The organism is Sediminicoccus rosea (assembly GCF_033547095.1).
Taxonomy (GTDB): domain Bacteria; phylum Pseudomonadota; class Alphaproteobacteria; order Acetobacterales; family Acetobacteraceae; genus Roseococcus; species Roseococcus rosea.
Genome location: NZ_CP137852.1, coordinates 2,221,222 through 2,244,593, shown reverse-complemented (window position 1 = coordinate 2,244,593; position 23,372 = coordinate 2,221,222). Strand labels below are relative to the sequence as shown.

Here is a 23,372-nt window from a genome sequence, read left to right as displayed (position 1 = left end):
CCTGGCAGATGGCATGAGCTTTGCCGCAGCCCGGCGTTGGGCACAAGCCAGCCCAGCGCGCAATGCGCGGCGGTGGGCCGGGCTTTGCACAAGTCGCGGGCAGCTTGGCGCGGGCCGCCCAGCGCCTATGCTGCGCGCCTGGGGAGAATCCGATGAACGACCAGCCGCACCTGACCACCGGCGCCGAGGCCATGCTGCACAGCTTCGCCGCCGCCGGCATGCCCGCGATCTTCGGCGTGCCGGGCGGGGGTTCGAGCCTCGACCTCATCGCCGCCGCCAAGGCGCGCGGCATCCCCTTCCTGCTGGCACGCACCGAGAATGGCGCGGGGATCATGGCCTCGGCGCTCGCGGAGCTCACCCACAAGCCGGTGGGCCTGCTGACGACGCGCGGCCCCGGCGTCTCCAACGCCGCGAACGGCATGGCCAATGCCGCGCTGGAACGCGCCCCGGTGATCCTGGTGGCGGATGGCTTCGCGGCGCGCGAGAGCCGCTACGTGACGCACCAGCTCTTCGACCAGGCGGCGATGATGGCGCCGGTGACCCGCGCCCGCGGCGTGGGCGCGGCGGAAGCCCCGCGCGTGCTGGAAGCCGCCCTCACCGCCCCGCGCGGCCCGGGCTACCTCGAACTGGCCGGCGATGCGGCCCGCGCCCCGGCCGCACCGGGCGCGCCCTTCACGCCGCCGGTGCTGGCGGCGCCCTCGCCCGGCGCCATGGCCGAGGCGCGGCGCATGCTGGCGGCGGCCCAGCGCCCGGCGCTGATCATCGGCCTGGAGGCGACGGAGCCCGCCCGCGCCGCGGCGACGCGACGCCTGGCGGAGGCGCTGGGCTGCCCCGGCCTCGTCACCTACAAGGCCAAGGGCGTCCTGCCCGACTCACATCCCCTGTTCGGCGGCGTCTTCACCGGCGGCGAGGCGGAGGCGCCCCTGCTGCGCGAGGCCGATCTGATCCTCCTGCTCGGCGCCGATCCGGTGGAATTCGTGGGCCAGCCCTGGCGCTATTCCGCGCCCATCCTCGACCTCGCCTGCGCCGCGCGGGAGATGGAGTATCGCAAGCCGGAGCTCGCCATCATCGGCGCCTGGGAGATGGCGGCGGCCGCCCTGGCCGAGGATGCGCCGCGCAGGCCCTGGCCCGAGGGGCGCGTCGGCGCGCTGCGGGCCGCCTGGCTGGCCGCGCTGGAGAATGCGCCCGGCGGCAATCGCGGCATGGCGCCCTCCGACATCGTGCGCGTGACGCAGGATGCCTGCCGGCGCCTGGGCGCCGACCCGCGCGTCACCGTGGATGCGGGGGCGCACATGTTCCCCGCCACCACCTTCTGGCAGGCGGAGCGGCCGGGCGACCTGCTGATCTCCAACGGCCTTGCCACCATGGGCTATGCGCTGCCGGCCGCGATCGCCGCCGCCTGGCATGAGCCCTCGCGCGGCGCCGTCGCCTTCACCGGCGACGGGGGCCTGTTGATGGCGATTGGCGAGCTCGCCACCGCGGCGGCCATGGGCGTGAACCTGACGGTGGTGGTGTTCAACGATGCCACACTCTCGCTGATCGACATCAAGAAGGGCGAGCGCGACCTGCCGGATGGCGCGCTGGACTGGCCGATGGCGGATTTCGCGACCGTGATGCGGGGCATGGGCGGCCGCGCCTGGCACGCGGCCGATGCGGACGGGCTGGGCGCCGCCCTGGCCGAAGCCATGGCCCTGCCGGGCCCGCGGCTGATTGACGTGCGGACGGACCCGTCCAGCTATCCGGCGCAGATCAAGGCGTTGCGCGGATAGCGCACCAGGGAATATGCGCGGATAGCGCACCAGGGAATATGCGCGGATAGCGCACGGAGGAAGGTGCGCGGATAGCGCACCGGAGAGGGCCGTGCGCGGCGCGGGCTGCAAGCCCCGCGCCGTGCGCCCGCTCAACGCGCGGTGCGCGCCGCGCGACCGGCGCGCCTGGCATCCGGCTGCTCGATCGCCACTTCGTCGCGTCGCAGCGTGTCGCGGACCACCTCGACGCGCTCCGATCGTTCGGTGCGGACCACGATCTCCTCGCGCAGGCGCTGGCGCTTCTGGATCACCGGCACTTCCTCCGTCTCCATCACCTCGAGGGTGAGCTCGGTCAGGATCTCGCCGGTCACCTGGTCCTGCACGGGGCGGCGGCGCTCCACCACCACGCGCTCACTGCGGAGCGTGACCTCCTGCTCCACCGCGCTCTCGACGATGAATCGGCGGATGCGCGCGGTGCCCCGGTTTTCCGTCCGCTTGCCGATGTCCAGCACCTCCTCGCCGAGCTGGATCACCTCTTCCGGCCCGACGCCCTCGCGCCGGGTCGTCACGGCGGCCTCGGTCGGGTTGAGCCAGGGCCACATGAGCATGCGGGTGAAGGCCATGCCCGGAACCTCGGGGCGGCGGCCTGCGCCCGCCTGTCGCGCCAGGTCGTCCATCGCGCGGGCCGTCGCCGCCATGGGGCGCAGTGCCGTGTCGGCCAGCTGGCGGGCCTGCTCGCGCAGGCGCCGCTCGCCCGCCGCGCGCTCGCGCTGCGCCTCGGCCTCGGCCAGCACGGCTTCCTCCGCCGCGCGCGCCTCGCGCTCGGCCTGCTCGCGCTCCTGACGGGCGCGCATCCGGCGCTCCTCCGCCTCGTCCTGGCGGGACTGCTCGGCCTCGGCGATGCCGGCCTCCATGCGTTGGGTGACGCCCTGCATCTGCTCGTCGCTCAGCGCGCGCCGCACGGCGGGCAGCAACTCCTTGCGCTCATCGCGCGCCTGCTGGCTGAAGGCCTTCTGCAGCGCGGCCAGCCGCTCGGCGAAGGCCGGATCGCCCTTGGGCATGGCATCCAGCTCGGCCAGGCTGGCACGCAGCTCCTTGTTCTCGCGCTTGGCCTCCGCGGCCAGTTCGCGCGTCTCGGGGTTGCGGCTCAGCATGGGGAAGAGATGCTCCTCCTCCAGCCGGGCATGCTGCTCCAACTCGGCCTTGAGCTCCGCGAAGAGGCGCTCGCGCGTCTTCACCGCGCCGTCAGAGGTCTCGGACATCTTGGCGAAGAGCTCGTTCGCGCGAGCGGGGGCGGCCTGCAGCAGGGTGCGAAGGGTCATGGAACAACCTCGTAGGGATGCGACGGCGTGAGTGGGTGCTGAGACGCACAAAAGCCGGCGCCATCGCCTCGCGATGGGCCTGGTTGCACGTCAGGGCCGCAACGCGAAGGCGTTGCCCCTGCTCCCTGAACACGGCAGCCGCCCGAAGGTTTCCTGGCCACGCAGACAAATTTGCGCGGGGCGCAAGGCCACGCTTGCGCTTACCGCTTGCGGTTGAGGAAATGTCCCATCATCGCGCCGGGCTCCGCCGTCTCCCAGGACCTGGCAAAGGCCGGGATACCCGCCGCGATGGCCTGGCTGAGCGGCAGGTCCTCCCAGGCGCGGATCAGCGCCTTTTGGTTGGCGATGGCGACCGGCCCCGCCTCGCGGAGCAGGGCGATCCACTCCTCCACCGCCGGGTCGAGCGATTCCATCGGCACGACGCGCTCCAGGAAGCCCCAGGATTCCATGGTGGCGGCATCCAGCGTCTCGGCCAGCAGCAGCAGGCGGCGGGTGCGGCCCCAGCCGATCAGCCCCGGCAACAGCGCGGCCTCGACCACGGAGGGGATGCCGACGCGCACCTCGGGCATGCCGAATTTCGCCATATCGGCGGCGATCCGCAGGTCACAGGCGGCGGCGATCTCAAGGCCCGCCCCCAGGCACCAGCCCTGGATGCGCGCGATGACCGGCACGCGGCAGGCGCGGATGGCCGCACAGGCGCCGTGCACGCGCTCGATGAAGTCCTGGCCCTGGGCGGGCGTGGTGACGGCGCCCATCTCTCGGATGTCCGCGCCGCCGATGAAGGCGCGCGGCCCCTCGCCCGCCAGCACAACGGCGCGGATATCCTCCTCCACGTCGAAGGCGGCGGCGAGCTGCAGCAGCAGCGCGGAATTCAGCGTGTTGAGCTTCGCGTCATTGGCGATGGTGACGCGGCGGACATCGCCCTCGCGGGTGATCTCGATCTTCAACGGACCATCCCCGCCAGCTTGGCATATCCTCGCGCGATGGCGGCCAGCTCCTCATGCGCGATCACGGCATCGAGGTCGGTGAAGCCATCGGGCGCGCGCTCGCTCACCACATCCACCACGCGCTCCGGCCCGCCGCGGCGGTTGGAGAGGGCGATGTCGCGCGTGGCCGGCAGGCGCTCCGCCTCATAGGCCTTGAGCGCCTCCTCCACCGGATGCTCGCCCAGCAGGCGGGCCAGCAGGCGCGCGTCAATGATGGCCTGGGAGGCGCCGTTGGAGCCTGTGGGGTACATCGCATGCGCCGCATCACCCAGCAGCGTCACGCGGCCCTGGGTCCAGAAGGGCAGCGGGTCGCGGTCGCACATCGGGTACTCCCAGAACTCAGGCGTGGCCCGCACCATCGCCTCGACGTCCAGGCCGGGCACGCGGAAGCGCTGCACATGGGGCAGCACTTCCTCCAGCTGGCCGGGCCGCGCCCAATCCTCGCGGCGAGGTGGCGGGCGCGTCGGGTCGCCGATCTGGGCGCAGACCACCCAGTTGGTCAGACGCGTCTCGGGCGTGCTGCCACGGCCGATGGGATAGAAGACCAGCTTCTCCTTCATGTCGCCGGCCACGAACATCACGTCGCCCGTCTCGTAGCGCGGCCATTCGATGGCGCCGCGCCACATCTGGATACCGTTCCAGCGGATGCCGGGATCATTCGGGTGCAGCGCCGCACGCAGCATGGAATGGATGCCATCCGCGCCGATCAGCGCGCGGCCCTGCAATTCTGTGCCATCGGCGAAGCGCGCCGTCACGCCCTCGCCCGTCTGCGTGAAGCCCGTGAGGCGCATGCCGGTCCGCACCGCATCCGCACCGAGCCGCGCCAGCGCCGCGCGCCAGAGCACGCCATGCATGCGGCCGCGATGGATGGAGAGCTGCGGCGCGTCATGCCCCGCATGCAGCCCGCGCGCCTCGGTCCAGATGCGGTTGCCGAAGCGGTCCATGTAGCGCAGCTCCCGCGTGCGGATCGCGACCGCGTCCAGCTCCTCCAGCAGGTCGAGGGCGGTGAGCTCGCGGATGGCATTGGTCAGCGTGTTGATGCCGACGCCGAGCTGCCTCACCTCGGCCGCCGCCTCCAGCACCATGCAGGGAATGCCGCGCTCATGCAGCGACAGCGCGAGGGTGAGGCCGCCAATGCCGCCGCCCGCGATGAGGATGGGCGCGCTCATCGCGGCGCGTGGCTCGCGGGTTTCGCTTTGCGGCGCAGTTCCATCAGATCCTCCCTCGCGCGCTTCGCATTGCGGAACAGCGCGTCCTTGCCCCAGCCATATTGCACGGGGGTGTTCACCCCCCGCACACCATATTCCGCGGCAGCGTGCAGCGTGAAGGAGGGGTCCGTCAGATGCGGGCGGGCGAGCGCCACGAGGTCGGCCCGGCCGGCGGCGATGATGGTGTTCACCTGGTCCGCCGTGGTGATCGAACCCACGCACATGACGGCGATGCCTGCCTCGTTCCGCAGCATGTCGGCCCAGGGAAGCTGGAACATGCGGCCATAGACGGGCTCGGCATCGGCCACCGTCTGGCCGGTGGAGACATCGAGCAGGTCACAGCCCGCATCGCGGAATGCCCGGGCGATGGCCAGCATGTCCTCGTCCGTGATGCCGCCCTCGGCCCAGTCGGTGGCGGAGACGCGGACCGACATGGGGCGGTCCGCCGGCCAGATGGCGCGCATGGCGGTGAAGACCTCGAGCGGGTAGCGCAGACGATTCTCAACGCTGCCGCCGTATTCATCGCAGCGGTGGTTGGTCAGCGGCGAGAGGAAGCTCGCCAGCAGATAGCCATGGGCGCAATGCAGCTCCAGCATGTCAAAGCCGCAGGCGATGGCGCGGTCGGTCGCGGCCAGGAACTCCGCCTTCACGCGGTCCATGTCGGCGCGGTCCATCGCGCGCGGGATCTGGCCATGCGGCAGATAGGGAATGGGGCTGGCGGAGAGGATGGGCCAGGCGCCAGCCTCCAGCGGCTGGTCCATCCCCTCCCACATCAGCTTGGTCGCGCCCTTGCGCCCGGCATGGCCGAGCTGGAGGCACATCTTCGCGCCGGCCGCATGGGCATTGGCCACGATGCGCGTCCAGGCCGCCTGCTGCACGTCATTCCAGAGACCGGCGCAGCCGGGGGTGATGCGGGCATCGCGGGCGGGGCAGGTCATCTCGGTGAAGATAAGGCCGGCGCCGCCCATGGCGCGCGCGCCGTAATGGATCAGGTGGAAGTCGTTCGGCAGGCCCTCTTCGGCCGAATACATGCACATGGGCGAGACGACGACGCGGTTGGGCAGGCGCATCCCGCGCAGCGCGATGGGCTGGAACATGGGCGGATTCCGTGCATCGCCGCCGGGCGTCTCCGCCGCCACCACGCCCTGCACCTCCGCCACGAATTCCGGCGCGCGGAGCAGCAGATTGTCCCAGGTGATCGCTTTGCTGCGCGTCATCACGCCGAAGGCGAAGCGGGCAGGGTGGAAGTTCCAGAAGCGCTTCACATGCTCGAACCAGACAAGCGAGACATCCGCCGCATGCTGGATCTTCTCCACCTCCTCGCGCCGCCCCGTCTCGAAGCGATGGAGGCAGGTGGCCACGTCGCCGCCCGCCATGAAGGCCGCGTGCAGCGCGATCGCATCCTCCATGGCGAGCTTGGTGCCGGAGCCGATCGAGAAATGCGCCGAGGCCTTGGCATCGCCCAGCAGGACGATGTTGTCCTTCACCCAGCGCGCGCAGCGGATCATCGGGAATTGCCGCCATAGGCTGCGGTTGGTGATGAGCTTGTGGCCCTGCAGAGCGTCCGCGAAGACACCCTCCAGATAGGCGGCGCTCTCCGCCTCGTTCATCTTGTCGAGGCCCGCGCGGGCGAAGGTCTCAGGGTCGGTCTCCAGCACCCAGGTGCTCGCACCCGCCTCATACTGATAGGCATGGGCGATGAAGATGCCCTCGGGCCGCTCCTCGAAGAAGAAGCTGAAGGCATCGAGTGGCCGCGTGCTGCCCATCCAGGCGAAGCGGTTGGGGCGGAGATCCACCTCCGGCTGGAAATGCGCCTCGTCCCGCGTGCGGATCGCGCTGTTCACGCCATCGGCGGCGATGATGAGGTCGGCATCCGGGAAATCCTCCGGGCGCACCTCGCGGCGGAACTCCAGCGTGACACCGAGTTCGCGCGCCCGCGCCTGCAGCAGCGTGAGAAGGGTGCGGCGTGAGCAGCCGCAGAAGCCATTGCCGCCCACGCGATGCTCGGCCCCACGCGCGATGATGGCGATATCGTCCCAATAGGCGAAGTTCCGGGCGATGGCGCGGTAGGAGGGCTCATCCGCATCTCGGAAGATGTCGAGCGTCGCGTCCGAGAAGACCACGCCGAAGCCGAAGGTGTCATCCGCCTGGTTGCGCTCCACCACGGTGATCTCGGCCTCGGGCCGGTCGCGCTTCATCAGGATGGCGAAGTAGAGGCCGGCGGGGCCGCCGCCGATCACCGCGATGCGCATGAAGCTCTCCATCAGGCTGCTTCTGCAAATTAGGCTTGAAGGGAGGCGCCCCGCAATGCTTTAAGCTTAAAACATGCAGGAGCTGGCAGGACAGCACGCCTTGGTGAGCGGCGGCGGCACGGGCATCGGCCTGGCCTGCGCCCGCGCGCTCAAGGCCGCCGGCGCGCATGTGACGATCCTGGGCCGACGCGCCGAGCTGCTGCAGACGGCGGTGGCGCGCGGCGAGGCCGATGCCGCCCTGCCCGGCGATGCGATGGCGCCCCCCGCCCTGCCCGATGTCAGCATCCTGGTGAATGCCGCAGGCGCCGCCGTCAGCGCCCCCTTTCTGAAGACCAGCGACGCCGATTTCCGCGCGGCCTTCGAGACCAATGTAATGTCCGCGGTCGCGCTCTCCCGCGCGGTGCTGCCCGGCATGTTGGCGGCGCGACGGGGGCGCATCATCAACATCGCCTCCACGGCCGCGCTCAAGGGCTATGCCTATGTGGCGCCCTATGTCGCGGCCAAGCACGCGCTGCTGGGTTTCACCCGCGCGTTGGCGCTGGAGGTCGCGGCCAAGGGTGTGACGGTGAACGCCATCTGCCCCGGCTTCACCGAGACGCCGCTGCTGGCCGAAAGCCTGGCCGTGATCCAGCACAAGACCGGCATGGACGAGGCCGCCGCCCGCGCGGAACTGGCGAAGCACAACCCCCAGGGCCGCCTGCTGCAGCCGGAGGAGATCGCGGCCCTCACCGTCTTTCTCTGCACCGCCGCCGCCCACGGCATCCATGGCGCGGCGCTGCCCGTCAGCGGGGGTGAGGTCTGATGGATGCCGAGACGCAACTCGCCCATGCGCCGCCCGGCACCAAGGACTCGCTGCGCCTCTGGCTGCGCCTGCTCACCTGCGCGACGCTGATCGAGACCGAGATCCGCCGCCGCCTGCGCGAGGAATTCGCCACCACCCTCCCCCGCTTCGACCTGTTGGCGGCCCTTGACCGCAATGGCGAGGGGCTGACGCTCGGCGATGTCTCGCGCCGGATGATGGTGAGCAACGGCAATGTCACCGGCCTCGCCACGCGGCTGGAGGCCGAGGGGCTGATCGAGCGCCGCCTGGATGCCGAGGATCGCCGCGCCTTCCGCCTGCGCCTCACCGCCAAGGGCGCGCGCGAATTCGCCCGCCAGTCCCGCGCGCATGAGGGCTGGATCGCGGAGCTCCTGGGCGACCTCACCACAGCCGAACGCGCCGAACTGCACCGCCTGCTCGGCCGGGCCAAATCCTCCATCCGCGAAAGCCTCGACCCGCCATGACGCCCCTCGCCCGCTACGTGCCCCAGCATCTGCAACTGACCGAGGCGGGCGGCGTCATCACCCTCACGCTCAACCGGCCGGAGCGGAAGAACCCGCTGACCTTCGAGAGCTATGCCGAGCTGGTCCGCATCTTCCGCGCCGGCGCCGAGGATGACGCGGCCAAGGTCTTCGTCGTCACCGGCGCGGGCGGCAATTTCTGCTCGGGTGGCGACGTGCATGAGATCATCGGCCCGCTGCTGGAGCGCGATACCAAGGGGCTGATGCGTTTCACCGCCATGACCGGCGATCTGGTGAAGGCCATGCGCGCCTGCCCGCAGCCCATCATCGCCGCGGTGGATGGCGTGGCGGCCGGCGCCGGCGCCATCATCGCCATGGCGAGCGACATCCGCCTCGCCACCCCCCGCGCCCGCGTCGCCTTCCTGTTCAACCGCGTGGGGCTGGCCGGCTGCGACATGGGCGCCTGCGCCATCCTGCCGCGCATCATCGGCCAGGGGCGCGCGAGCGAGTTGCTCTTCACGGGCCGCGCCATGCGGGCCGAGGAGGGCGAACGCTGGGGCTTCTTCAACCGCCTGACCGAGAACCTCGCCGAGGACGCGGCAGCCCTCGCCGCCGAGATCGCCGCCGGCCCCGGCTTCGCCCATGGGATGACGAAGCGCATGCTCGCCATGGAGTGGGCGATGGGCGTGGAGCAGGCCATCGAGGCCGAGGCGGTGGCCCAGGCGCTCTGCATGACCACCCAGGATTTCCGCCGCGCCTATGAGGCCTTCGCGGCGAAGCAGACGCCCGTGTTCCAGGGCGACTGATGGCCGATACGAGCTTCCTCGACTGGCCCTTCTTCGAAGCGCGCCACCGCGAATTCGCGGCCGAGGTCGAGGCCTGGGCGGTGGCGAACGCCGATCGCCTGACAGAGCATCATGACGCCGATGGCAGCACCCGCGCCCTGGCCCGCGCCCTGGGCGAGTCTGATCTGCTGCGCATGGCCGTCCCGGAATCCGGCGCGCTGGACGTCCGCAGCCTGTGCCTCGCGCGCGAGATCCTGGCGCGGCATTCGGGCCTGGCGGATTTCGCCTTCGCCATGCAGGGGCTGGGCACCGGGCCCATCACCCTTTTCGGCAGCGAGGAACTGAAGCGGCTGGTGCTGCCCGGCGTGCGTGCCGGCACCACGCTCGCCGCCTTCGCCCTTTCCGAACCCGAGGCCGGCAGCGACGTCGCCGCGCTGGCCACGACGGCCACGCGGGACGGCAACGCGCATTGGCGGATTGAGGGGGAGAAGACCTGGATCAGCAATGGCGGCATCGCCGGCAGCCATGTCGTCTTTGCCCGCACGGGTGAAGCGCCGGGCGCCCGCGGCCTCACGGCCTTCTGGGTGCCGGGCGGCGCGCCGGGCCTTGTCACCGCCGAGCGCATCCAGGTCTCGGCGCCGCATCCGCTGGCGCGGCTGCGCTTCGAGGGCGTGCGCGTGCCGGATGCGCACCGCATCGGCGCGCCGGGCGATGGGTTCAAGATCGCGATGGCGACGCTGGATGTGTTTCGCGCCACCGTCGGCGCCGCCGCGCTGGGCTTCGCGCGGCGGGGGCTCGACCTGCTGCTGCACCGCGCCACCACGCGCAAGCTTTTCGGCGCGCCGCTCTTCGACCAGCAGATGACCCAGGCCGCCATCGCCGATGCCGCGGTGGATGTCGAAGCTGCCGCGCTGCTCACCTATCGCGCCGCCTGGCTGAAGGATCAGGGCACGCCGCGCGTCAGCCGCGAGGCCAGCATGGCCAAGCTGCACGCGACCGAGGCCGCCGGCCGCATCGCCGATGCCTGCGCGCAGCTGCATGGCGGCCAGGGCGTCGTCACCGATTCCGCGCCCGAATTGCTGACGCGCGAGGTGCGCGCGCTGCGCGTCTATGAGGGCGCCTCCGAGATCCAGCGCGTCATCATCGCGCGCGCCGAGCGGGAGAGGATGTGAGCATGGACAGCTTCGCGGCCGACAACCTGCCGCCCCAAGGCGAGTGGCCCGAATTCCGCCTCCTCCCCTACCCCGAGCGCCTCAACTGCGCCGTCGAGCTGCTGGACCGCAACCTCGCCACCCGGGCCGACCACCCCGCCATCGTCACGCCCGCCGAAACGCTGACCTACGGCGAACTCGCCGCGCGCGTGAACCGCATCGCCAATGTGCTGGTGGGCGAGCTGGGCCTGGTCCCCGGTAACCGCGTGCTGCTGCGCTCAGCCAACAATGCCTGGATGGTCGCGGCCTATTTCGCCGTGCTGAAGGCGGGCGGCATCGTCGTCGCCACCATGCCGCTGCTGCGCGCGAAGGAGATCGGCGAGATCGCCCGCAAGGCGCGTATCACCCACGCGCTCTGCGATGCGCGGCTGGTCGAGGAATTGCAACGCGCCGAGGCGCCCGAGCTGCGCCACATCCTCACCTGGGGCGATGGCGCGCTGGAAGCCCGCTGCGCCGCCGCCAGCGACGCCTTCACCGCGCATGACAGCGCGGCGGACGAGACCTGCCTGATCGGCTTCACCTCCGGCACCACGGGCGAGCCCAAGGGCACCATGCATTTCCACCGGGACATGCTGGCCATCTGCGATGCCTATTCCGCGCAAGTGCTGAAGCCGCATGCGGAGGACCGCTTCATCGGCTCTCCCCCGCTCGCCTTCACCTTCGGCCTGGGCGGCCTCGTCCTCTTTCCCTTCCGCGTCGGGGCCACCGCGATCCTGCTGGAGCGCGCGGGGCCTGAGGATCTGCTGCGCGCCATCATCGCCCATCGCGCCACCATCTGCTTCACCGCCCCCACCGCCTATCGCGCCATGGCGGCGCATGTGGCGGGGCAGGACATCAGCGCCCTGCGGAAATGCGTCTCGGCCGGAGAATCGCTGCCCAAGCCGATCTTCGACCTCTGGCAGGAAAAGACGGGCCTGAAGCTCATGGACGGCATCGGCGCAACCGAGATGCTGCACATCTTCATCGCGGCACCCGAGGAGAAGATCCGCCCGGGCAGCACCGGCCTCGTGGTGCCCGGCTATGAGGCACGGGTGATCGACGAAGCGGGGCGCGAGGTGCCGCGCGGCACGCCCGGGCGGCTGGCCGTGCGCGGGCCGACAGGCTGCCGCTACCTGGCCGATGCGCGCCAGCGCAAATACGTGCAGGATGGCTGGAACATCACCGGCGACACCTACATCCAGGATGAGGACGGCTATTTCTGGTATCAGGCCCGCAGCGACGACATGATCATCTCCTCAGGCTACAACATCGCGGGGCCGGAGGTGGAAGCCGCGTTGCTGACCCACCCCGCCGTGCGGGAGTGCGGCGTGGTCGGCACCCCCGATGCGGAGCGCGGCATGCTGGTGACGGCCCATGTGGTGCTGCATGACGGCTTCGCGCCGGATGACGCGATGCGCCTCGCGCTGCAGGAGCATGTGAAGGCGACCATCGCGCCCTACAAATACCCCCGCCGCGTGGTCTTCGCGCAGAGCCTGCCGCGCACCGGCACCGGCAAGCTGCAGCGCTTCGCGCTCAGGCAGCCATGACCCGCCCGGCACCCATCCCGGCCGCCTTGCTGCCCGCAGCGAGCGCGCGCATCCCCGGCCGCATCCGCTTCTCCGACTGCGACCCGGCCGGCATCGCCTTCTTCGGCGCCTGGTTCACGCTGGCCAACGCCGCCATCGAGGATTTCTTCGAACTCACCCTCCAGCTCGATTTCCACCACATCCATGGCCCGCGCCGCACCGGCACCGGCTTCGTCCATGCCGAGGCCGATTGGTTCGCGCCCGGCCGCATGGGCGATCACGTGGTTTTCACGCCGCTGGTGACGCGCATCGGCGGCGCCTCCTACGCCACCACGCTGCACGCCCACAAGGGCGAGACGGAACTGGTCCGCTTCCGCTTCGTGAATGCGACGACGGATCTCGACACCGCCCGCCCCAAGCCCATTCCGGAGGATCTGCGCGCCGCCCTTGCGCGCTACGCCGCCGCCTGCGAAAGCCTCACCCCATGAGCCTGATCAACCTGCAACCCAAGGGCTGGCCCGCCCCCAAGGGCTATGCGAATGGCCTGATGGGCGAAGGGCGCCTCGTCGTCATCGGCGGCCAGATCGGCTGGGATGCGGCCGGCCGCTTCGCCGAGGGCTTCGTGCCACAGGTGCGCCAGGCGCTCGCCAACATCGTCGCCGTGCTCGCCGAGGCCGGCGGCAAGCCCGAGCACATTGCCCGCCTCACCTGGTATGTCACCGATATCGGCGAATACCGCGCGAGCCTCGCCGAACTCGGCCCCGCCTATCGCGCCGTGATGGGCCGCCACTTCCCTGCGATGACGCTGGTGCAGGTCGGCGCCCTGGTGGAGGAGGAGGCCAAGGTCGAGATCGAGGCGACGGCCATCCTGCCCCAGGGGTGAGCCCCACCGAGGCCATTCGTCAGGAAGCCCTCGCGCTCGGCTTCGACGCCGTCCGCTTCACCGAGGCCCTGCTGCCCGAATCCGCCCGGGCGCGGCTCGATGCCTTCGTGGAGGCCGGCGCGCATGGCGCCATGGCCTGGATGGAGACCCGGCGCGAGCAGCGCGCCCAGCCCCGTGCCCTCTGGCCCGAAGCGGTCAGCATCATCGCCCTCGGCCTCAACTACGGCCCGGATTACGACCCGCTGGCGAGCCTGGAGCATCGCAGCCGCGCCACCATCAGCGCCTATGCCCAGGGGCGCGACTACCACGATGTGGTGAAGAAGCGCCTGAAGGCGCTCGGGCAATGGATGGCGCGCCGCTTCAAGGGCGGCGCGCTCAAGGTCTTCGTGGACACGGCGCCCGTGATGGAAAAGCCGCTGGCCGCGCAGGCGGGCCTGGGCTGGCAGGGCAAGCACACGAACCTCGTCAGCCGCACGCATGGCTCCTGGCTCTTCCTGGGCGAGATCTACACGACGCTGGCGCTGGAACCCGATGCGCCGGAGGCCGACCATTGCGGCTCCTGCCGCGCCTGCCTGGATGCCTGCCCCACAGACGCCTTCCCGGCCCCCTACCGGCTGGATGCGCGGCGCTGCATCTCCTACCTGACGATCGAGCATCACGGCCCCATTCCGCTGGAATTCCGCCGCGCCATGGGCAACCGCATCTATGGCTGCGACGATTGCCTGGCCGTCTGCCCCTGGAACAAATTCGCGCGCGCCGCGGCCGAACTCCAATTCGCCCCGCGCGGCGAGGTGGCGCCACCGCTCGCCGAACTCGCCACGCTGGATGACGCGGCCTTCCGCGCGCGGTTCGCCGGCTCCCCCATCAAGCGCATCGGCCGCAACCGCTTCACCCGCAACGTGCTGATCGCCATCGGCAACAGCGGCGACGCCGCCCTCCTGCCCGTGGCGCGCCGGTTGTGCGAGGATGGCGACCCCGTGGTGGCCGAGGCCGCCCGCTGGGCCCTGGAGCAACTCGACCCATGAGCGACGGCGCGCTTGTCCTGTTTTCCGGCGGCCAGGATTCCGCCACCTGCCTGGCCTGGGCGCTGGACCGCTTTCCCCATGTCGAGACGCTCGGCTTCGACTACCGCCAGCGCCACGCGGTGGAGCTCACCTGCCGGGAGGCGCTGCGGGCCGGAATGGCCTCGCCCAGGCTCGGGCCGGACCACACGCTCGACCTCGGCGTGCTGGGCGCCCTCAGCGAGACGGCGCTGACCCGCGACGCCGAGATCGCGCTGCGCGAGGATGGGTTGCCCAACACCTTCGTCCCCGGCCGCAACCTGATCTTCCTGACCTTCGCCGCCGCGCTGGCCTATCGCCGGGGCCTGCGCCACATCGTGGCCGGCATGTGCGAGACGGATTACTCCGGCTACCCCGATTGCCGGGACGACACGATCAAGGCGCTGCAGGCCGCCATCAACCTGGGCATGGCGACCCGCCTCGTGCTCCACACGCCGCTCATGTGGCGCGACAAGGCCGCGACCTGGCGCCTGGCCGAGCGCCTGGGCGGGCCCGCCCTGGTCGAGCTGATCCGCGTGGAGAGCCATTCCTGCTACAGGGGCGAGCGTGCGGTGCTGCACCCCTGGGGCCATGGCTGCGGCGAATGTCCCGCTTGCGACTTGCGCGCCCGGGGCTGGGCAGCCTATGCGGGCGCCCATGATGACCCGCACCCGCATTGAAGGCCTGGCCTTCCTCCTCGGCTTCGCCCTCTGCGTCCCCGCCGCCAATTGGCTGATCGGCAATGCCGGCACGGTCTGCGTGCCCAATGGCCCCTGCCTGATCCCGGTCGCCCCCGGCATCATGGCGCCTTCGGGCGTGCTGATGATCGGCCTCGCCCTCGTCCTGCGGGACCTGGTGCAGCGGCGGCTCGGCATGAATTGGGCGCTGGGGGCCATCGCGCTCGGTGCCGTGCTCTCGGCCTCCATCGCGCCGCCGGCGCTGGTGATCGCCTCCACCGTCGCCTTCCTGCTCTCGGAGCTGGTGGACCTTGGCATCTACACGCCGCTGCAGAAGCGGGGCCTGGTGCTGGCCGTCGCCGCCTCCTCCCTGGTCGGGCTGGTGGTGGACAGCGTGATCTTCCTCTGGCTCGCCTTCGGCAGCCTGGACTACCTCTCGGGCCAGGTGATCGGGAAGGCCTGGATGGTGCTGCTGGCCCTGCCCATCGTGGCGCTGCTGCGCCGGCGGGACGCGCGGCTCGGCCTCGCCTGAGGCGTCAGCCGGCCGCCACGGCCAGCCGCGCGGGGCTGACCTGCAGCCGGGTCTCCTCGCGCCGCATGCCATTCAGGAAGATGTCCACCGCCTCCCGCGCCAGGGTGGCGACCTCCTCCGCCGCCGGCACCTCGCGCAGGCCCAGCAGCAGGCGGATCTGCATCGAGCCGAAGGCCATGCCGTAGAGCATCCGGCCCGTCGCCTCCGCATCCCCGGGCCGGAGGCGGCCGCGCTCCATCTCCAGCCCGATCTGGCGCTGCAGGGCGGTGGCGCCGCGGCGGACCAGCACGCGGTGGAACGTCTCGGCCAGCTCGGGCGTGCGCCCCTGTTCGGCGATCACCAGGCGAAAGATGCCGACGGGCCGCAGCGCCAGCAGGTGCCGCCCCGCCGCCTCCAGCATGCGCGCGAGCGCGGTGTGCAGCTCCGGCTCCCGCGCCAGCTCGGGGTCCATGTGGGCGGGGATCAGCGAGTCGTGGATCGTCGCCTCGAAGAGCGCGGCCTTGGACGGGAAGAGGCGGTAGAGCGTGCGCTTCGACATGCCCGCCTCCTGCGCCACGCGGTCCATGCTGGCCGCGGCATAGCCGTCCCGGATGAAGACGGCCGCCGCCGCCTCCATCAGCGCCTGCCGCCGCGCCCCTTCCGGCATGGGGCTGGGCCCGGGCCTGCAGCGTGCGGCGGCCATGTCCATGCTCACCGGGCCTACTCCGCCGGGGCCGTCTTCGGCGCCGCGGCGGGCGCGGCCTTCTCGACGGCCGAGCGCGTGCGGAACAGGCGCAGCACCAGCACGAAGAAGAGCGGCACGAAGAGCACCGCCAGCACCGTGCCCGCGACCACGCCGCCGATCACGCCGACGCCGATGGCATTCTGCGCGCCCGAGCCCGCGCCGCTGGAGATCGCCAGCGGCACGACGCCCAGGGTGAAGGCGAGCGAGGTCATGATGATCGGGCGCAGGCGCTGCCGCGCCGCCTCCGTCGCGGCCTCGGCCAGCGAGAGGCCGCGGTCATACCCCTCGCGCGCGAATTCCACGATGAGGATGGCGTTCTTGGCGGTGAGTCCGATGGTCGCCAGCAACCCCACCTGGAAATACACGTCGTTCGCCATGCCCTTCATCAGCGAGGCGAGCACCGCGCCCAGCACGCCGAGCGGCACGGCCAGCATCACGGCCGTGGGGATGGACCAGCTCTCATACAGGGCCGCGAGGCACAGGAAGACCACGATGAGCGAGATCGCATAGAGGGCCGGCGCCTGGCCGGAGGATTGACGCTCCTGGAAGGAGATGCCGCTCCATTCATGCGCGAAGCCGGGCGGGAGCTGCTGCATCAGCCGCTCCATCTCCTCCATCGCCTGGCCGGTGGTGTAGCCCGGCGCAGGCCCGCCCTGGATCTCGCGCGAGGGGATGCCGTTGAAGCGCTCGAGCCGTGGCGAGCCGAACTGCCATTCCGCCCGGCCGAAGGCGGAGAAGGGCACCATCTGCCCCTGCGCGTTGCGGACATACCATTTGTCGAGGTCGGAGGGCACCATCCGCGCCTCCGGCTGGCCCTGCATGAAGACGCGCTTGATGCGCCCGCGATCCATGAAGTCATTGACGTAGGTGGCGCCCCAGGCGGTGGAGAGCGTCTGGTTGATCTCGGAGATGGTGAGGCCGAGCGCGCTCGCTCGCTCCCAGTCGATGATGAGGCGGAACTGCGCCTCGTCATTCAACCCGTTGGCGCGGACGCGGGAGAGGATGGGGCTGGCCTGCGCCAGGCGCAGCAGCTGGTCCCGTGCCTCCATCAGCGCCTGGTGGCCCTGCGCGCCGCGATCCAGCAGCTGGAAGGAGAAGCCGGTGGCATTGCCCAGCTCGCGAATGGCGGGCGGCGAGGAGGCGATGATCAGCGCATCCTGATAGGTGCCGAAGCGGCGGTTGATGCGTTCGGTCAGCGCCCCCACCGAATTCTCGCGGCCCGGCCGCAAATCCCAATCCTTCAGGGTGATGAAGCCGAGGCCGGAGGCCTGCCCGCGCCCGCCGAAGCTGAAGCCGTTGATGGCGAAGAGACTATCCACCACGCCGGCCTCCTCCTCCCGCAGGTAGCGGCCGACATCGTCCAGCGCGCGCTGCGTGCGGTCGGCCGTGGCGCCCGGGGGGGCCGTGACCTGGACGAAGGCGATGCCCTGGTCCTCGTTCGGCAGGAAGCCGCCGGGCAGGCGCAGGAAGGAATAGCCCAGCGCGCCGAGCAGCGCCGCATAGACCATCATCATGCGCGCGGGGCGGCGGAGGCTGGCGCGCACGCCCCAGAGATAGCCATTGGTCGTGCGGTCGAAGCCGCGGTTGAACCAGCCGTAGAAGCCGCGCGTGCCCTGCCCCGGCTTGTGCGGCTTCAGCATGGTGGCGCAGAGCACCGGCGTGAAGAAGATCGCGACCAGCACGGAGAGCGCCATGGCCGTCGCGATGGTCACCGAGAACTGCCGGTAGATCACGCCGACCGAGCCGCCGAAGAAGGCCATGGGCAGGAAGACCGCCGAGAGCACGAGGCCGATGCCGATCAGCGCGCCGGTGATCTGGTCCATGGATTTGCGCGTGGCCTCGAGGGGCGAGAGGTGCTCCTCCGCCATCACCCGCTCGACGTTCTCGACCACCACGATGGCGTCATCCACCAGCAGGCCGATGGCGAGCACGATGCCGAACAGGGTGAGCGTGTTGATGCTGAAGCCCAGCGCCGAGAGCACCGCGAAGGTTCCGAGCAGCACCACGGGGATGGCCATGGTCGGGATCAGGGTCGCCCGCAGGTTCTGCAGGAAGAGGAGCATGACGAGGAAGACGAGGGCCACCGCCTCGATCAGCGTCATGATCACGCTCTTGATGGAGCGCTGCACGAAGGGCGTCGTGTCCTGCAGATAGGTGACCTCGAGGCCGGGCGGGAAGCTCGGGCGCAGGCGGTCGATCGTGGCCCGAACTGCCGCCGCCGTATCCAGCGCGTTGGCGCCGCTGGCGAGCCGGATACCGATGCCGCTGGAGATGCGGCCATCGAGCTGGGTGGAGATGGCGTAGTTCTCGCCGCCGATCTCAAGCCGCGCCACGTCGCGCAGCCGCACCTGGGAGCCATCGGGGCGCACGCGCATCAGGATGGCGCCGAACTCCTCGACGGTCTGCAGGTAGGAGGGGCCGATGATGGTGGCGTTGAGCTGCTGGCCCGGCACGGCGGGCAGCCCCCCCATCTCGCCGCTCGAGACCTGGACGTTCTGCGCGCGCACGGCGGCCGCGACATCGGAGGGTGTCAGGCCGAAATTGATCAGCTTGGCGGGATCGAGCCAGATCCGCATGGCGAATTGCGCGCCGAAGACCTGGAAATCGCCCACGCCCGGCGTGCGGCTGATCGGGTCCTGGACATTCGCCGCCAGGAAGTCGGTGATGTCGAGGCGCTCCATGCTGCCATCGGTGGTGTAGAAGCCCACGATCAGCATCCAGTTCCCGGCGGACTTCACGACGCGGAGGCCCTGCTGCTGCACCGTCTGCGGCAGGCGGGGGACGGCGAGCTGCACGCGGTTCTGCACCTGCACCTGCGCCGTATCGGCATTGGTGCCGGGCGCGAAGGTGAGCTGGATGCGCGCCTGGCCGTCCTTCGTCGTCTGGCTGTCGAAGAAGAGCAGGTTGTCGATGCCGGTGAGCTGTTGCTCGATCACCTGCACCACCGTCGCCTGCACCGTCTCGGCCGAGGCGCCGGGGAAGGTCACGTTGATCGCGATGGTGGGCGGCGCGATGGCCGGGTATTGCGAGACGGCCATGCCGCGCAACGCCAGCGCGCCCGCCAGCATGATGCCGATGGCGATGACCCAGGCGAAGACCGGGCGATCAATGAAGAAGCGGGCCATGGCGCGGGCCTAGCTCGCCGCCGCGCCGCGCTCGGTCGCGCGCACGCGGGTGCCGGGGCGGATGCGTTGCAGCCCCTCCACCACCACGCGGTCGCCGGGGTTCAGCCCCGCCGTCACCATCCAGTCATTGCCGAAGGCGCGGTTGGCGCGCAGCACGCGGCTTTCCACCACACCCTCCGCATTCACCACGAAGGCCATGGGCTCGCCGCGCGGGGTGCGCAGCACGGCGCGCTGCGGCACGAGGAGCGCGCGGTCCGTCACCCCCTCCTCGACCCGGGCGCGGATGAACATGCCGGGCAGCAGCAGCTGGTTCGGGTTTGGAAACACCGCCCGCATCGTCACCGAGCCGGTGCCCTGGTCCACGATCACCTCGGAGAACTGGACCTCGCCCGGATGCGGGTATTCCGAGCCATCCTCCAGGATGAGACGCGCCGTCGCGCGGTCGGCCGAGGGGCGCCGCAGCGCGCCGCTCTCCACGTCGCGACGCTGCTGCAAGAGGGCGGCGCTGGGCTGCGTCAGGTCCACCAGGATGGGGTCGAGCTGCGCCACGGTGACCAGCGCGGTCGGCTGGTTGGCGGTGACCAGCGCGCCCGGCGTGACGGTGGAGCGCCCCGTGCGGCCCGAGATGGGAGAGGCCACGCGGGTGTAGTTGAGGTCGATCCGCGCCGTCTCCAGCGCCGCCCGCAGCGAGACCAGGTCGGCCTGCGCCTGGCGCAGCGTGGTCTCGGCATTCTCCAGGTTCTGCTCGCTCACCACCTGGGAGCGCGCCAGCGTGCGGAGGCGGTTCACCGTGCTCTGCGCCACGCGCTCCGCCGCCTCCATGCGGGTCAGCGCCGCCTCGGCCCGGCGGACCGCCGCCTCGAAGGGCGCGGGATCGATCTGGAAGAGGGACTGGCCGGCGACGACGGACTCGCCCTCGGTGAACAGGCGCTCGCGCAGCAGCCCGCCCACCTGCGGCCGGATTTCGGCCACGCGCAGCGGCGCGGTCCGGCCCGGCAGCACGGAGGTGATCGGGATCTCCTTGCGCTCCAACGTCACCACCGTGACGGCGACGGGCGGCGGCGGCTGGGCGGGGGCCTGGGCGGCCCGGGGCTCGTCGCAACCGGCCAGCAGCAGGGCGAGGGCCGCGGCAGGCAGCGCCCCCGCCCAGAAATGGGCGAGGCGGGAGGACGAGGCGGCAGCAGGCACGGTCACAGGCGTCATGTCGGTCACCCAGGGAAACTGGTTACAGAAACTGGTGGGTTTCCAAACATTGTCAATGTCACCTGGCATGTTCTTTGGGCCGCGCAACCAAACCCGCGCGGTGTTCGCGGCTTTTCCGGGCAGCCTGCCTGCGGGATGGGCCGGCCTCAGCGCGCGACGGACAGCCCCCGCACCCGGTGCTTCTCGATCAGCGCGGCGACCAGCCCACCGGCCTTGGCCTCCGCGACGAACGCCGCGAGCCAGGCGGCGGCGGCGGTGTTGGCGCGGGCCGTGCCAATGGCCTGCTGCACCGTGGTGAAGTTGCCGGGCAGGATGCGCGCCCCAGGCAGGGCCTCGGCATCGGTGAGCAGCCGCGGCTTGAGGCCGGCCAGCACCTCCAGCCCATCACGGCGGAAGATGTCGAAGGCGCCGTCCAGGCTCTCCGCCCGCACCAGCTCCGCCTGGTGGATGTTGCGGGCGAGCCAGAGGTCATAGGCCGCGCGCGCCGTCACCGCGATGCGGATACCCGGCCGGTCCACCTGGTCCAGCGCGGTGATGGGGCTGTCGCCGCGCACCAGGTAGGTGGCCTCGATCTCCGCATAGGCCGGCGTGAAGGCGATCTTCTCGGCCCGCTGCGGCTCGGCGCCGATCAGGCCGATATCCCATTGCCCCACCGCGTCGGCCAGCTCGCCCGGCCGCGGGAAGGGCATGTAGTGCACGGGCACGCCCAGGCGCTCGGCGATGGCGCGCGCCATGCCGGGCGAGACGCCGTCCGGCTCGCCCTCCGGCCCGCGCCCGGTGACGAGCAGGAAGTTGCTCATGTTGATGGCGGCGCGCAGCACGCCGGTCGGCGCCAGTTGGGCGCGCACCTCAGGCGACATGGGGCAGCACCGCCTGCATGGAGGTCTTCACCAGGATCGCCGCCGGGCCTGGGGCCGCGATGGCCGCGCGCATCGCGTCGAAATCGGCCCGCGTGTTCACCCGCGTGACCGGCAGGCCGAAGGCCTGGGCCCAATGCGCGAAGTCTGGATTGGCGAACATGGTGCCGCTGACCCGCCCCGGGTGCTGCCGCTCCTGATGGATGCGGATGGAGGCGTAGCCAAGATTCTCCGAGAGCAGCAGCTTGATGGGCAATTGCCGCTCCAGCGCCACCGCCATCTCGCCCCCCGTCATCAGGATGCCGCCATCGCCCACGCCGCAGACCACCGTGCGGCCGGGCTCGCGCAGCAGGGCCGCGACGGCGGCCGGCACGCCGAAGCCCATGGCGCCCGAGACCGGCGCCAGCAGCCGCTGCCCCGGCCGCCACACCGCCTTGCGGTAGAAGGGCGCGCCGAAGGTGCCGGCATCCAGCGTGATGATGCCATCCGCCGGCAGCGCCGCATGCACCACCTGCGCGACCTCGGCGAAGGCCAGGCCATCCTGCCAGTCGCGCGGCGTCACCTTGCAATCGGCCACATGCAGCGCGCGCAGCCGGGCGATCCATTCGCCGCGCGGCGGGCGCCGGCCCGGCGCGCCCAGCACGGTCATCAGCGCCACCGGATCGGCCGTGGTCGCGACCTCGGCCGGGAAGTGCCAGTTCAGGTGCTTGGGATCGGCGCAGAGATGCACGAGGCGCTGGCCGGGGGCCGGCCAGGAATAGCCCTGCGTCGTGATATCGGTCAGCCGCGTGCCGAAGGCGAGGATGAGGTCGGCCTCGGCGAAGGCTTCGCGCTGCGCGTCGGGGTTCCGAAGGCCAAGATCCCCCGCGTAGAAGCGGCTCGCATTGTCGAAGAGGTCCTGCCGGCGGAAGGAGACGGCGACCGGCACCTCCCATTGCGCGGCGAAGCGGGCCAGCGCGGCCCGGCCCTCGGCACTCTCGAAGCCATGGCCGGCGAGCAGGATGGGCCGCTCCGCCTGGTGCAGCAGGTCGGAGATGCGGGCCACCTCGGCGGGCGCGGGCAGCGCGGGGCGCGCCGGCGTGATGGCGGGCGCCGCGGGCGCGCACGCCATGGCCAGCACATCCTCGGGCAGCGAGAGCACGACGGGGCCAGGCACGCCCTGCATGGCGGCGGCGTAGGCGCGGGCCATCAGCTCGGGCACCTGCTCGGGGCGGCTCGCCTCGCCCACGAATTTGCAGAAGCCGCCGAACATGCGGCCATAGTCGATCTCCTGGAAGGCATCGCGCCGCAGGTCGCGCGCCTCCACCTGGCCGATCAGCAGGATCAGCGGCACCGCATCCTGCTCGGCCGTGTGCAGCGCGATGGCGGCGTTGCAGGCGCCGGGCCCGCGGCTGACCAGCACCACGCCGGGCCGGCCCGTCAGCTTGGCATCGGCGATGGCGGCGAAGCCCGCGCCCCCCTCATGCCGGCAGACGACGAGGTCCAACGGCGCGTCGTGCAGCGCATCCAGCAGGGCGATGTAGCTCTCACCCGGGACGCAGAAGGCCCGGTCCATGCCATGTTCGACCAGGAAGGCGACAAGGCGTTCAGCAGCGGTTTTCAAGGCTTGTTTCCGTTTTGGTGGCGTTCAGCGCGCGCCCTGTTCCCAGATGCGGGCGCTCGTCTCGGTCACGTTGCCGCGGTCCACGCGCAGCAGCACCTCCATGGAGAGCATCTGCCGGTTCTCCATCGGCCGGCGCATGGTGCAGTTCCATTCGCCCGTGGCGCCGGCCGGGGCCGCGCAGCTGAAGCCCAGCGTGTTCAGCCGCTGGATGGCGGGCCCGGGATCGGCCCCGCGCGGCGAAAGCTGGTCCACCTCACGCTTCAGCGCCTCGGTCGCGTGGCGCGTGCCCTGGCGCAGATAGATCTCGAGCGGCGTCACCGGGCGATGATCCGGCCAGACCGCCGCGACACCGGCCACCCCCGCGAGGATCACCCCGGCCACGAGCGCCGCCCGCTTGATGGTGCCAGGTTGCATGACCGCCGAATCCTCC

General features: G+C 71.2%; 21 protein-coding genes. 11 read left to right on the top strand and 10 right to left on the bottom strand.

What is annotated here, in order from left to right; genetic code table 11:
• The first annotated feature begins 152 nt into the window (after positions 1-152).
• On the top strand, positions 153-1,769 hold the full coding sequence (locus R9Z33_RS10810) for a thiamine pyrophosphate-dependent enzyme (protein WP_318651304.1): 1,617 nt from the start codon (positions 153-155) through the stop codon (positions 1,767-1,769).
• Positions 1,770-1,900: 131 nt separating this feature from the next.
• Here R9Z33_RS10810 and R9Z33_RS10805 read toward each other — a convergent pair whose 3' ends face one another.
• From R9Z33_RS10805 to R9Z33_RS10790, 4 genes are all read right to left on the bottom strand, one after another.
• Complete coding sequence (locus R9Z33_RS10805; RefSeq protein WP_318651303.1) at positions 1,901-3,070, bottom strand: DUF2382 domain-containing protein; 1,170 nt, start codon at positions 3,068-3,070, stop codon at positions 1,901-1,903.
• 200 nt (positions 3,071-3,270) lie between these two features.
• On the bottom strand, positions 3,271-4,017 hold the full coding sequence (locus R9Z33_RS10800) for an enoyl-CoA hydratase (protein WP_318651302.1): 747 nt from the start codon (positions 4,015-4,017) through the stop codon (positions 3,271-3,273).
• Positions 4,014-5,225: a flavin-dependent oxidoreductase gene (locus R9Z33_RS10795; RefSeq protein WP_318651301.1), complete on the bottom strand. Its 1,212-nt coding sequence runs from the start codon at positions 5,223-5,225 to the stop codon at positions 4,014-4,016. Before R9Z33_RS10795 ends, R9Z33_RS10800 begins: the two co-directional genes overlap by 4 nt.
• Positions 5,222-7,528, bottom strand: a complete 2,307-nt coding sequence (locus R9Z33_RS10790) for a bifunctional salicylyl-CoA 5-hydroxylase/oxidoreductase (RefSeq protein WP_318651300.1) — start codon at positions 7,526-7,528, stop codon at positions 5,222-5,224. The genes R9Z33_RS10795 and R9Z33_RS10790 overlap by 4 nt, the downstream gene beginning before the upstream one ends.
• A gap of 61 nt (positions 7,529-7,589) precedes the next feature.
• Between R9Z33_RS10790 and R9Z33_RS10785 the strand changes: the two genes are divergently transcribed.
• The 10 genes from R9Z33_RS10785 to R9Z33_RS10740 are packed head-to-tail and all read left to right on the top strand — an operon-like array spanning position 7,590 to position 15,430.
• The gene (locus tag R9Z33_RS10785) at positions 7,590-8,318 is read left to right on the top strand and encodes an SDR family NAD(P)-dependent oxidoreductase (protein ID WP_318651299.1); all 729 of its coding nucleotides are present in this window, start codon (positions 7,590-7,592) and stop codon (positions 8,316-8,318) included.
• The gene (locus tag R9Z33_RS10780; RefSeq protein ID WP_318651298.1) at positions 8,318-8,800 is read left to right on the top strand and encodes a MarR family winged helix-turn-helix transcriptional regulator; all 483 of its coding nucleotides are present in this window, start codon (positions 8,318-8,320) and stop codon (positions 8,798-8,800) included. Before R9Z33_RS10785 ends, R9Z33_RS10780 begins: the two co-directional genes overlap by 1 nt.
• On the top strand, positions 8,797-9,603 hold the full coding sequence (locus R9Z33_RS10775; RefSeq protein WP_318651297.1) for an enoyl-CoA hydratase family protein: 807 nt from the start codon (positions 8,797-8,799) through the stop codon (positions 9,601-9,603). Before R9Z33_RS10780 ends, R9Z33_RS10775 begins: the two co-directional genes overlap by 4 nt.
• Positions 9,603-10,754, top strand: coding sequence for an acyl-CoA dehydrogenase family protein (locus R9Z33_RS10770; RefSeq protein ID WP_318651296.1), 1,152 nt, complete (start codon positions 9,603-9,605; stop codon positions 10,752-10,754). The genes R9Z33_RS10775 and R9Z33_RS10770 overlap by 1 nt, the downstream gene beginning before the upstream one ends.
• A 2-nt stretch (positions 10,755-10,756) precedes the next feature.
• On the top strand, positions 10,757-12,319 hold the full coding sequence (locus tag R9Z33_RS10765) for an AMP-binding protein (RefSeq protein ID WP_318651295.1): 1,563 nt from the start codon (positions 10,757-10,759) through the stop codon (positions 12,317-12,319).
• Positions 12,316-12,786: an acyl-CoA thioesterase gene (locus R9Z33_RS10760; RefSeq protein WP_318651294.1), complete on the top strand. Its 471-nt coding sequence runs from the start codon at positions 12,316-12,318 to the stop codon at positions 12,784-12,786. The genes R9Z33_RS10765 and R9Z33_RS10760 overlap by 4 nt, the downstream gene beginning before the upstream one ends.
• Entirely contained in the window at positions 12,783-13,181 is a 399-nt protein-coding gene (locus R9Z33_RS10755; RefSeq protein ID WP_318651293.1) for a RidA family protein, read from the top strand. The genes R9Z33_RS10760 and R9Z33_RS10755 overlap by 4 nt, the downstream gene beginning before the upstream one ends.
• A complete protein-coding gene (gene queG / locus R9Z33_RS10750; protein ID WP_318651292.1) occupies positions 13,178-14,206 on the top strand; it encodes a tRNA epoxyqueuosine(34) reductase QueG in 1,029 nt (342 codons plus the stop codon). The genes R9Z33_RS10755 and queG overlap by 4 nt, the downstream gene beginning before the upstream one ends.
• The gene (gene queC, locus R9Z33_RS10745) at positions 14,203-14,901 is read left to right on the top strand and encodes a 7-cyano-7-deazaguanine synthase QueC (protein WP_318651291.1); all 699 of its coding nucleotides are present in this window, start codon (positions 14,203-14,205) and stop codon (positions 14,899-14,901) included. The genes queG and queC overlap by 4 nt, the downstream gene beginning before the upstream one ends.
• Positions 14,879-15,430, top strand: coding sequence for a VUT family protein (locus tag R9Z33_RS10740; RefSeq protein WP_318651290.1), 552 nt, complete (start codon positions 14,879-14,881; stop codon positions 15,428-15,430). Before queC ends, R9Z33_RS10740 begins: the two co-directional genes overlap by 23 nt.
• A gap of 4 nt (positions 15,431-15,434) precedes the next feature.
• Here the strand turns inward: R9Z33_RS10740 and R9Z33_RS10735 are convergent, their stop codons facing one another.
• From R9Z33_RS10735 to R9Z33_RS10710, 6 genes are all read right to left on the bottom strand, one after another.
• Complete coding sequence (locus R9Z33_RS10735) at positions 15,435-16,076, bottom strand: TetR/AcrR family transcriptional regulator (protein WP_318651289.1); 642 nt, start codon at positions 16,074-16,076, stop codon at positions 15,435-15,437.
• 53 nt (positions 16,077-16,129) lie between these two features.
• Positions 16,130-19,279 carry an efflux RND transporter permease subunit gene (locus R9Z33_RS10730; RefSeq protein WP_318651288.1) on the bottom strand — a complete coding sequence of 1,050 codons (3,150 nt, stop codon included), beginning with the start codon at positions 19,277-19,279 and terminating at the stop codon, positions 16,130-16,132.
• A 9-nt stretch (positions 19,280-19,288) separates the two neighbouring features.
• Positions 19,289-20,482 carry an efflux RND transporter periplasmic adaptor subunit gene (locus R9Z33_RS10725; RefSeq protein ID WP_318651287.1) on the bottom strand — a complete coding sequence of 398 codons (1,194 nt, stop codon included), beginning with the start codon at positions 20,480-20,482 and terminating at the stop codon, positions 19,289-19,291.
• A 146-nt stretch (positions 20,483-20,628) separates the two neighbouring features.
• Positions 20,629-21,342, bottom strand: a complete 714-nt coding sequence (locus R9Z33_RS10720; protein ID WP_318651286.1) for a transporter substrate-binding domain-containing protein — start codon at positions 21,340-21,342, stop codon at positions 20,629-20,631.
• Positions 21,332-22,942 (bottom strand): thiamine pyrophosphate-binding protein, encoded by a 1,611-nt coding sequence (locus R9Z33_RS10715; protein ID WP_318651285.1) that lies wholly within the window; start codon positions 22,940-22,942, stop codon positions 21,332-21,334. The genes R9Z33_RS10720 and R9Z33_RS10715 overlap by 11 nt, the downstream gene beginning before the upstream one ends.
• Positions 22,943-22,966: 24 nt before the next feature.
• Positions 22,967-23,356 carry a hypothetical protein gene (locus R9Z33_RS10710; RefSeq protein ID WP_318651284.1) on the bottom strand — a complete coding sequence of 130 codons (390 nt, stop codon included), beginning with the start codon at positions 23,354-23,356 and terminating at the stop codon, positions 22,967-22,969.
• Positions 23,357-23,372: the final 16 nt, after the last annotated feature.

Coding starts and splice junctions, on each gene's coding strand:
- R9Z33_RS10810 (WP_318651304.1), top strand. CDS start 153: ATGAACGACCAGCCGCACCTGACCACCGGCGCCGAGGCCATGCTGCAC.
- R9Z33_RS10805 (WP_318651303.1), bottom strand. CDS start 3,070: ATGACCCTTCGCACCCTGCTGCAGGCCGCCCCCGCTCGCGCGAACGAG.
- R9Z33_RS10795 (WP_318651301.1), bottom strand. CDS start 5,225: ATGAGCGCGCCCATCCTCATCGCGGGCGGCGGCATTGGCGGCCTCACC.
- R9Z33_RS10790 (WP_318651300.1), bottom strand. CDS start 7,528: ATGGAGAGCTTCATGCGCATCGCGGTGATCGGCGGCGGCCCCGCCGGC.
- R9Z33_RS10785 (WP_318651299.1), top strand. CDS start 7,590: ATGCAGGAGCTGGCAGGACAGCACGCCTTGGTGAGCGGCGGCGGCACG.
- R9Z33_RS10780 (WP_318651298.1), top strand. CDS start 8,318: ATGGATGCCGAGACGCAACTCGCCCATGCGCCGCCCGGCACCAAGGAC.
- R9Z33_RS10775 (WP_318651297.1), top strand. CDS start 8,797: ATGACGCCCCTCGCCCGCTACGTGCCCCAGCATCTGCAACTGACCGAG.
- R9Z33_RS10770 (WP_318651296.1), top strand. CDS start 9,603: ATGGCCGATACGAGCTTCCTCGACTGGCCCTTCTTCGAAGCGCGCCAC.
- R9Z33_RS10765 (WP_318651295.1), top strand. CDS start 10,757: ATGGACAGCTTCGCGGCCGACAACCTGCCGCCCCAAGGCGAGTGGCCC.
- R9Z33_RS10760 (WP_318651294.1), top strand. CDS start 12,316: ATGACCCGCCCGGCACCCATCCCGGCCGCCTTGCTGCCCGCAGCGAGC.
- R9Z33_RS10755 (WP_318651293.1), top strand. CDS start 12,783: ATGAGCCTGATCAACCTGCAACCCAAGGGCTGGCCCGCCCCCAAGGGC.
- queC (WP_318651291.1), top strand. CDS start 14,203: ATGAGCGACGGCGCGCTTGTCCTGTTTTCCGGCGGCCAGGATTCCGCC.
- R9Z33_RS10740 (WP_318651290.1), top strand. CDS start 14,879: ATGATGACCCGCACCCGCATTGAAGGCCTGGCCTTCCTCCTCGGCTTC.
- R9Z33_RS10735 (WP_318651289.1), bottom strand. CDS start 16,076: ATGCCGGAAGGGGCGCGGCGGCAGGCGCTGATGGAGGCGGCGGCGGCC.
- R9Z33_RS10730 (WP_318651288.1), bottom strand. CDS start 19,279: ATGGCCCGCTTCTTCATTGATCGCCCGGTCTTCGCCTGGGTCATCGCC.
- R9Z33_RS10725 (WP_318651287.1), bottom strand. CDS start 20,482: ATGACGCCTGTGACCGTGCCTGCTGCCGCCTCGTCCTCCCGCCTCGCC.
- R9Z33_RS10720 (WP_318651286.1), bottom strand. CDS start 21,342: ATGTCGCCTGAGGTGCGCGCCCAACTGGCGCCGACCGGCGTGCTGCGC.
- R9Z33_RS10710 (WP_318651284.1), bottom strand. CDS start 23,356: ATGCAACCTGGCACCATCAAGCGGGCGGCGCTCGTGGCCGGGGTGATC.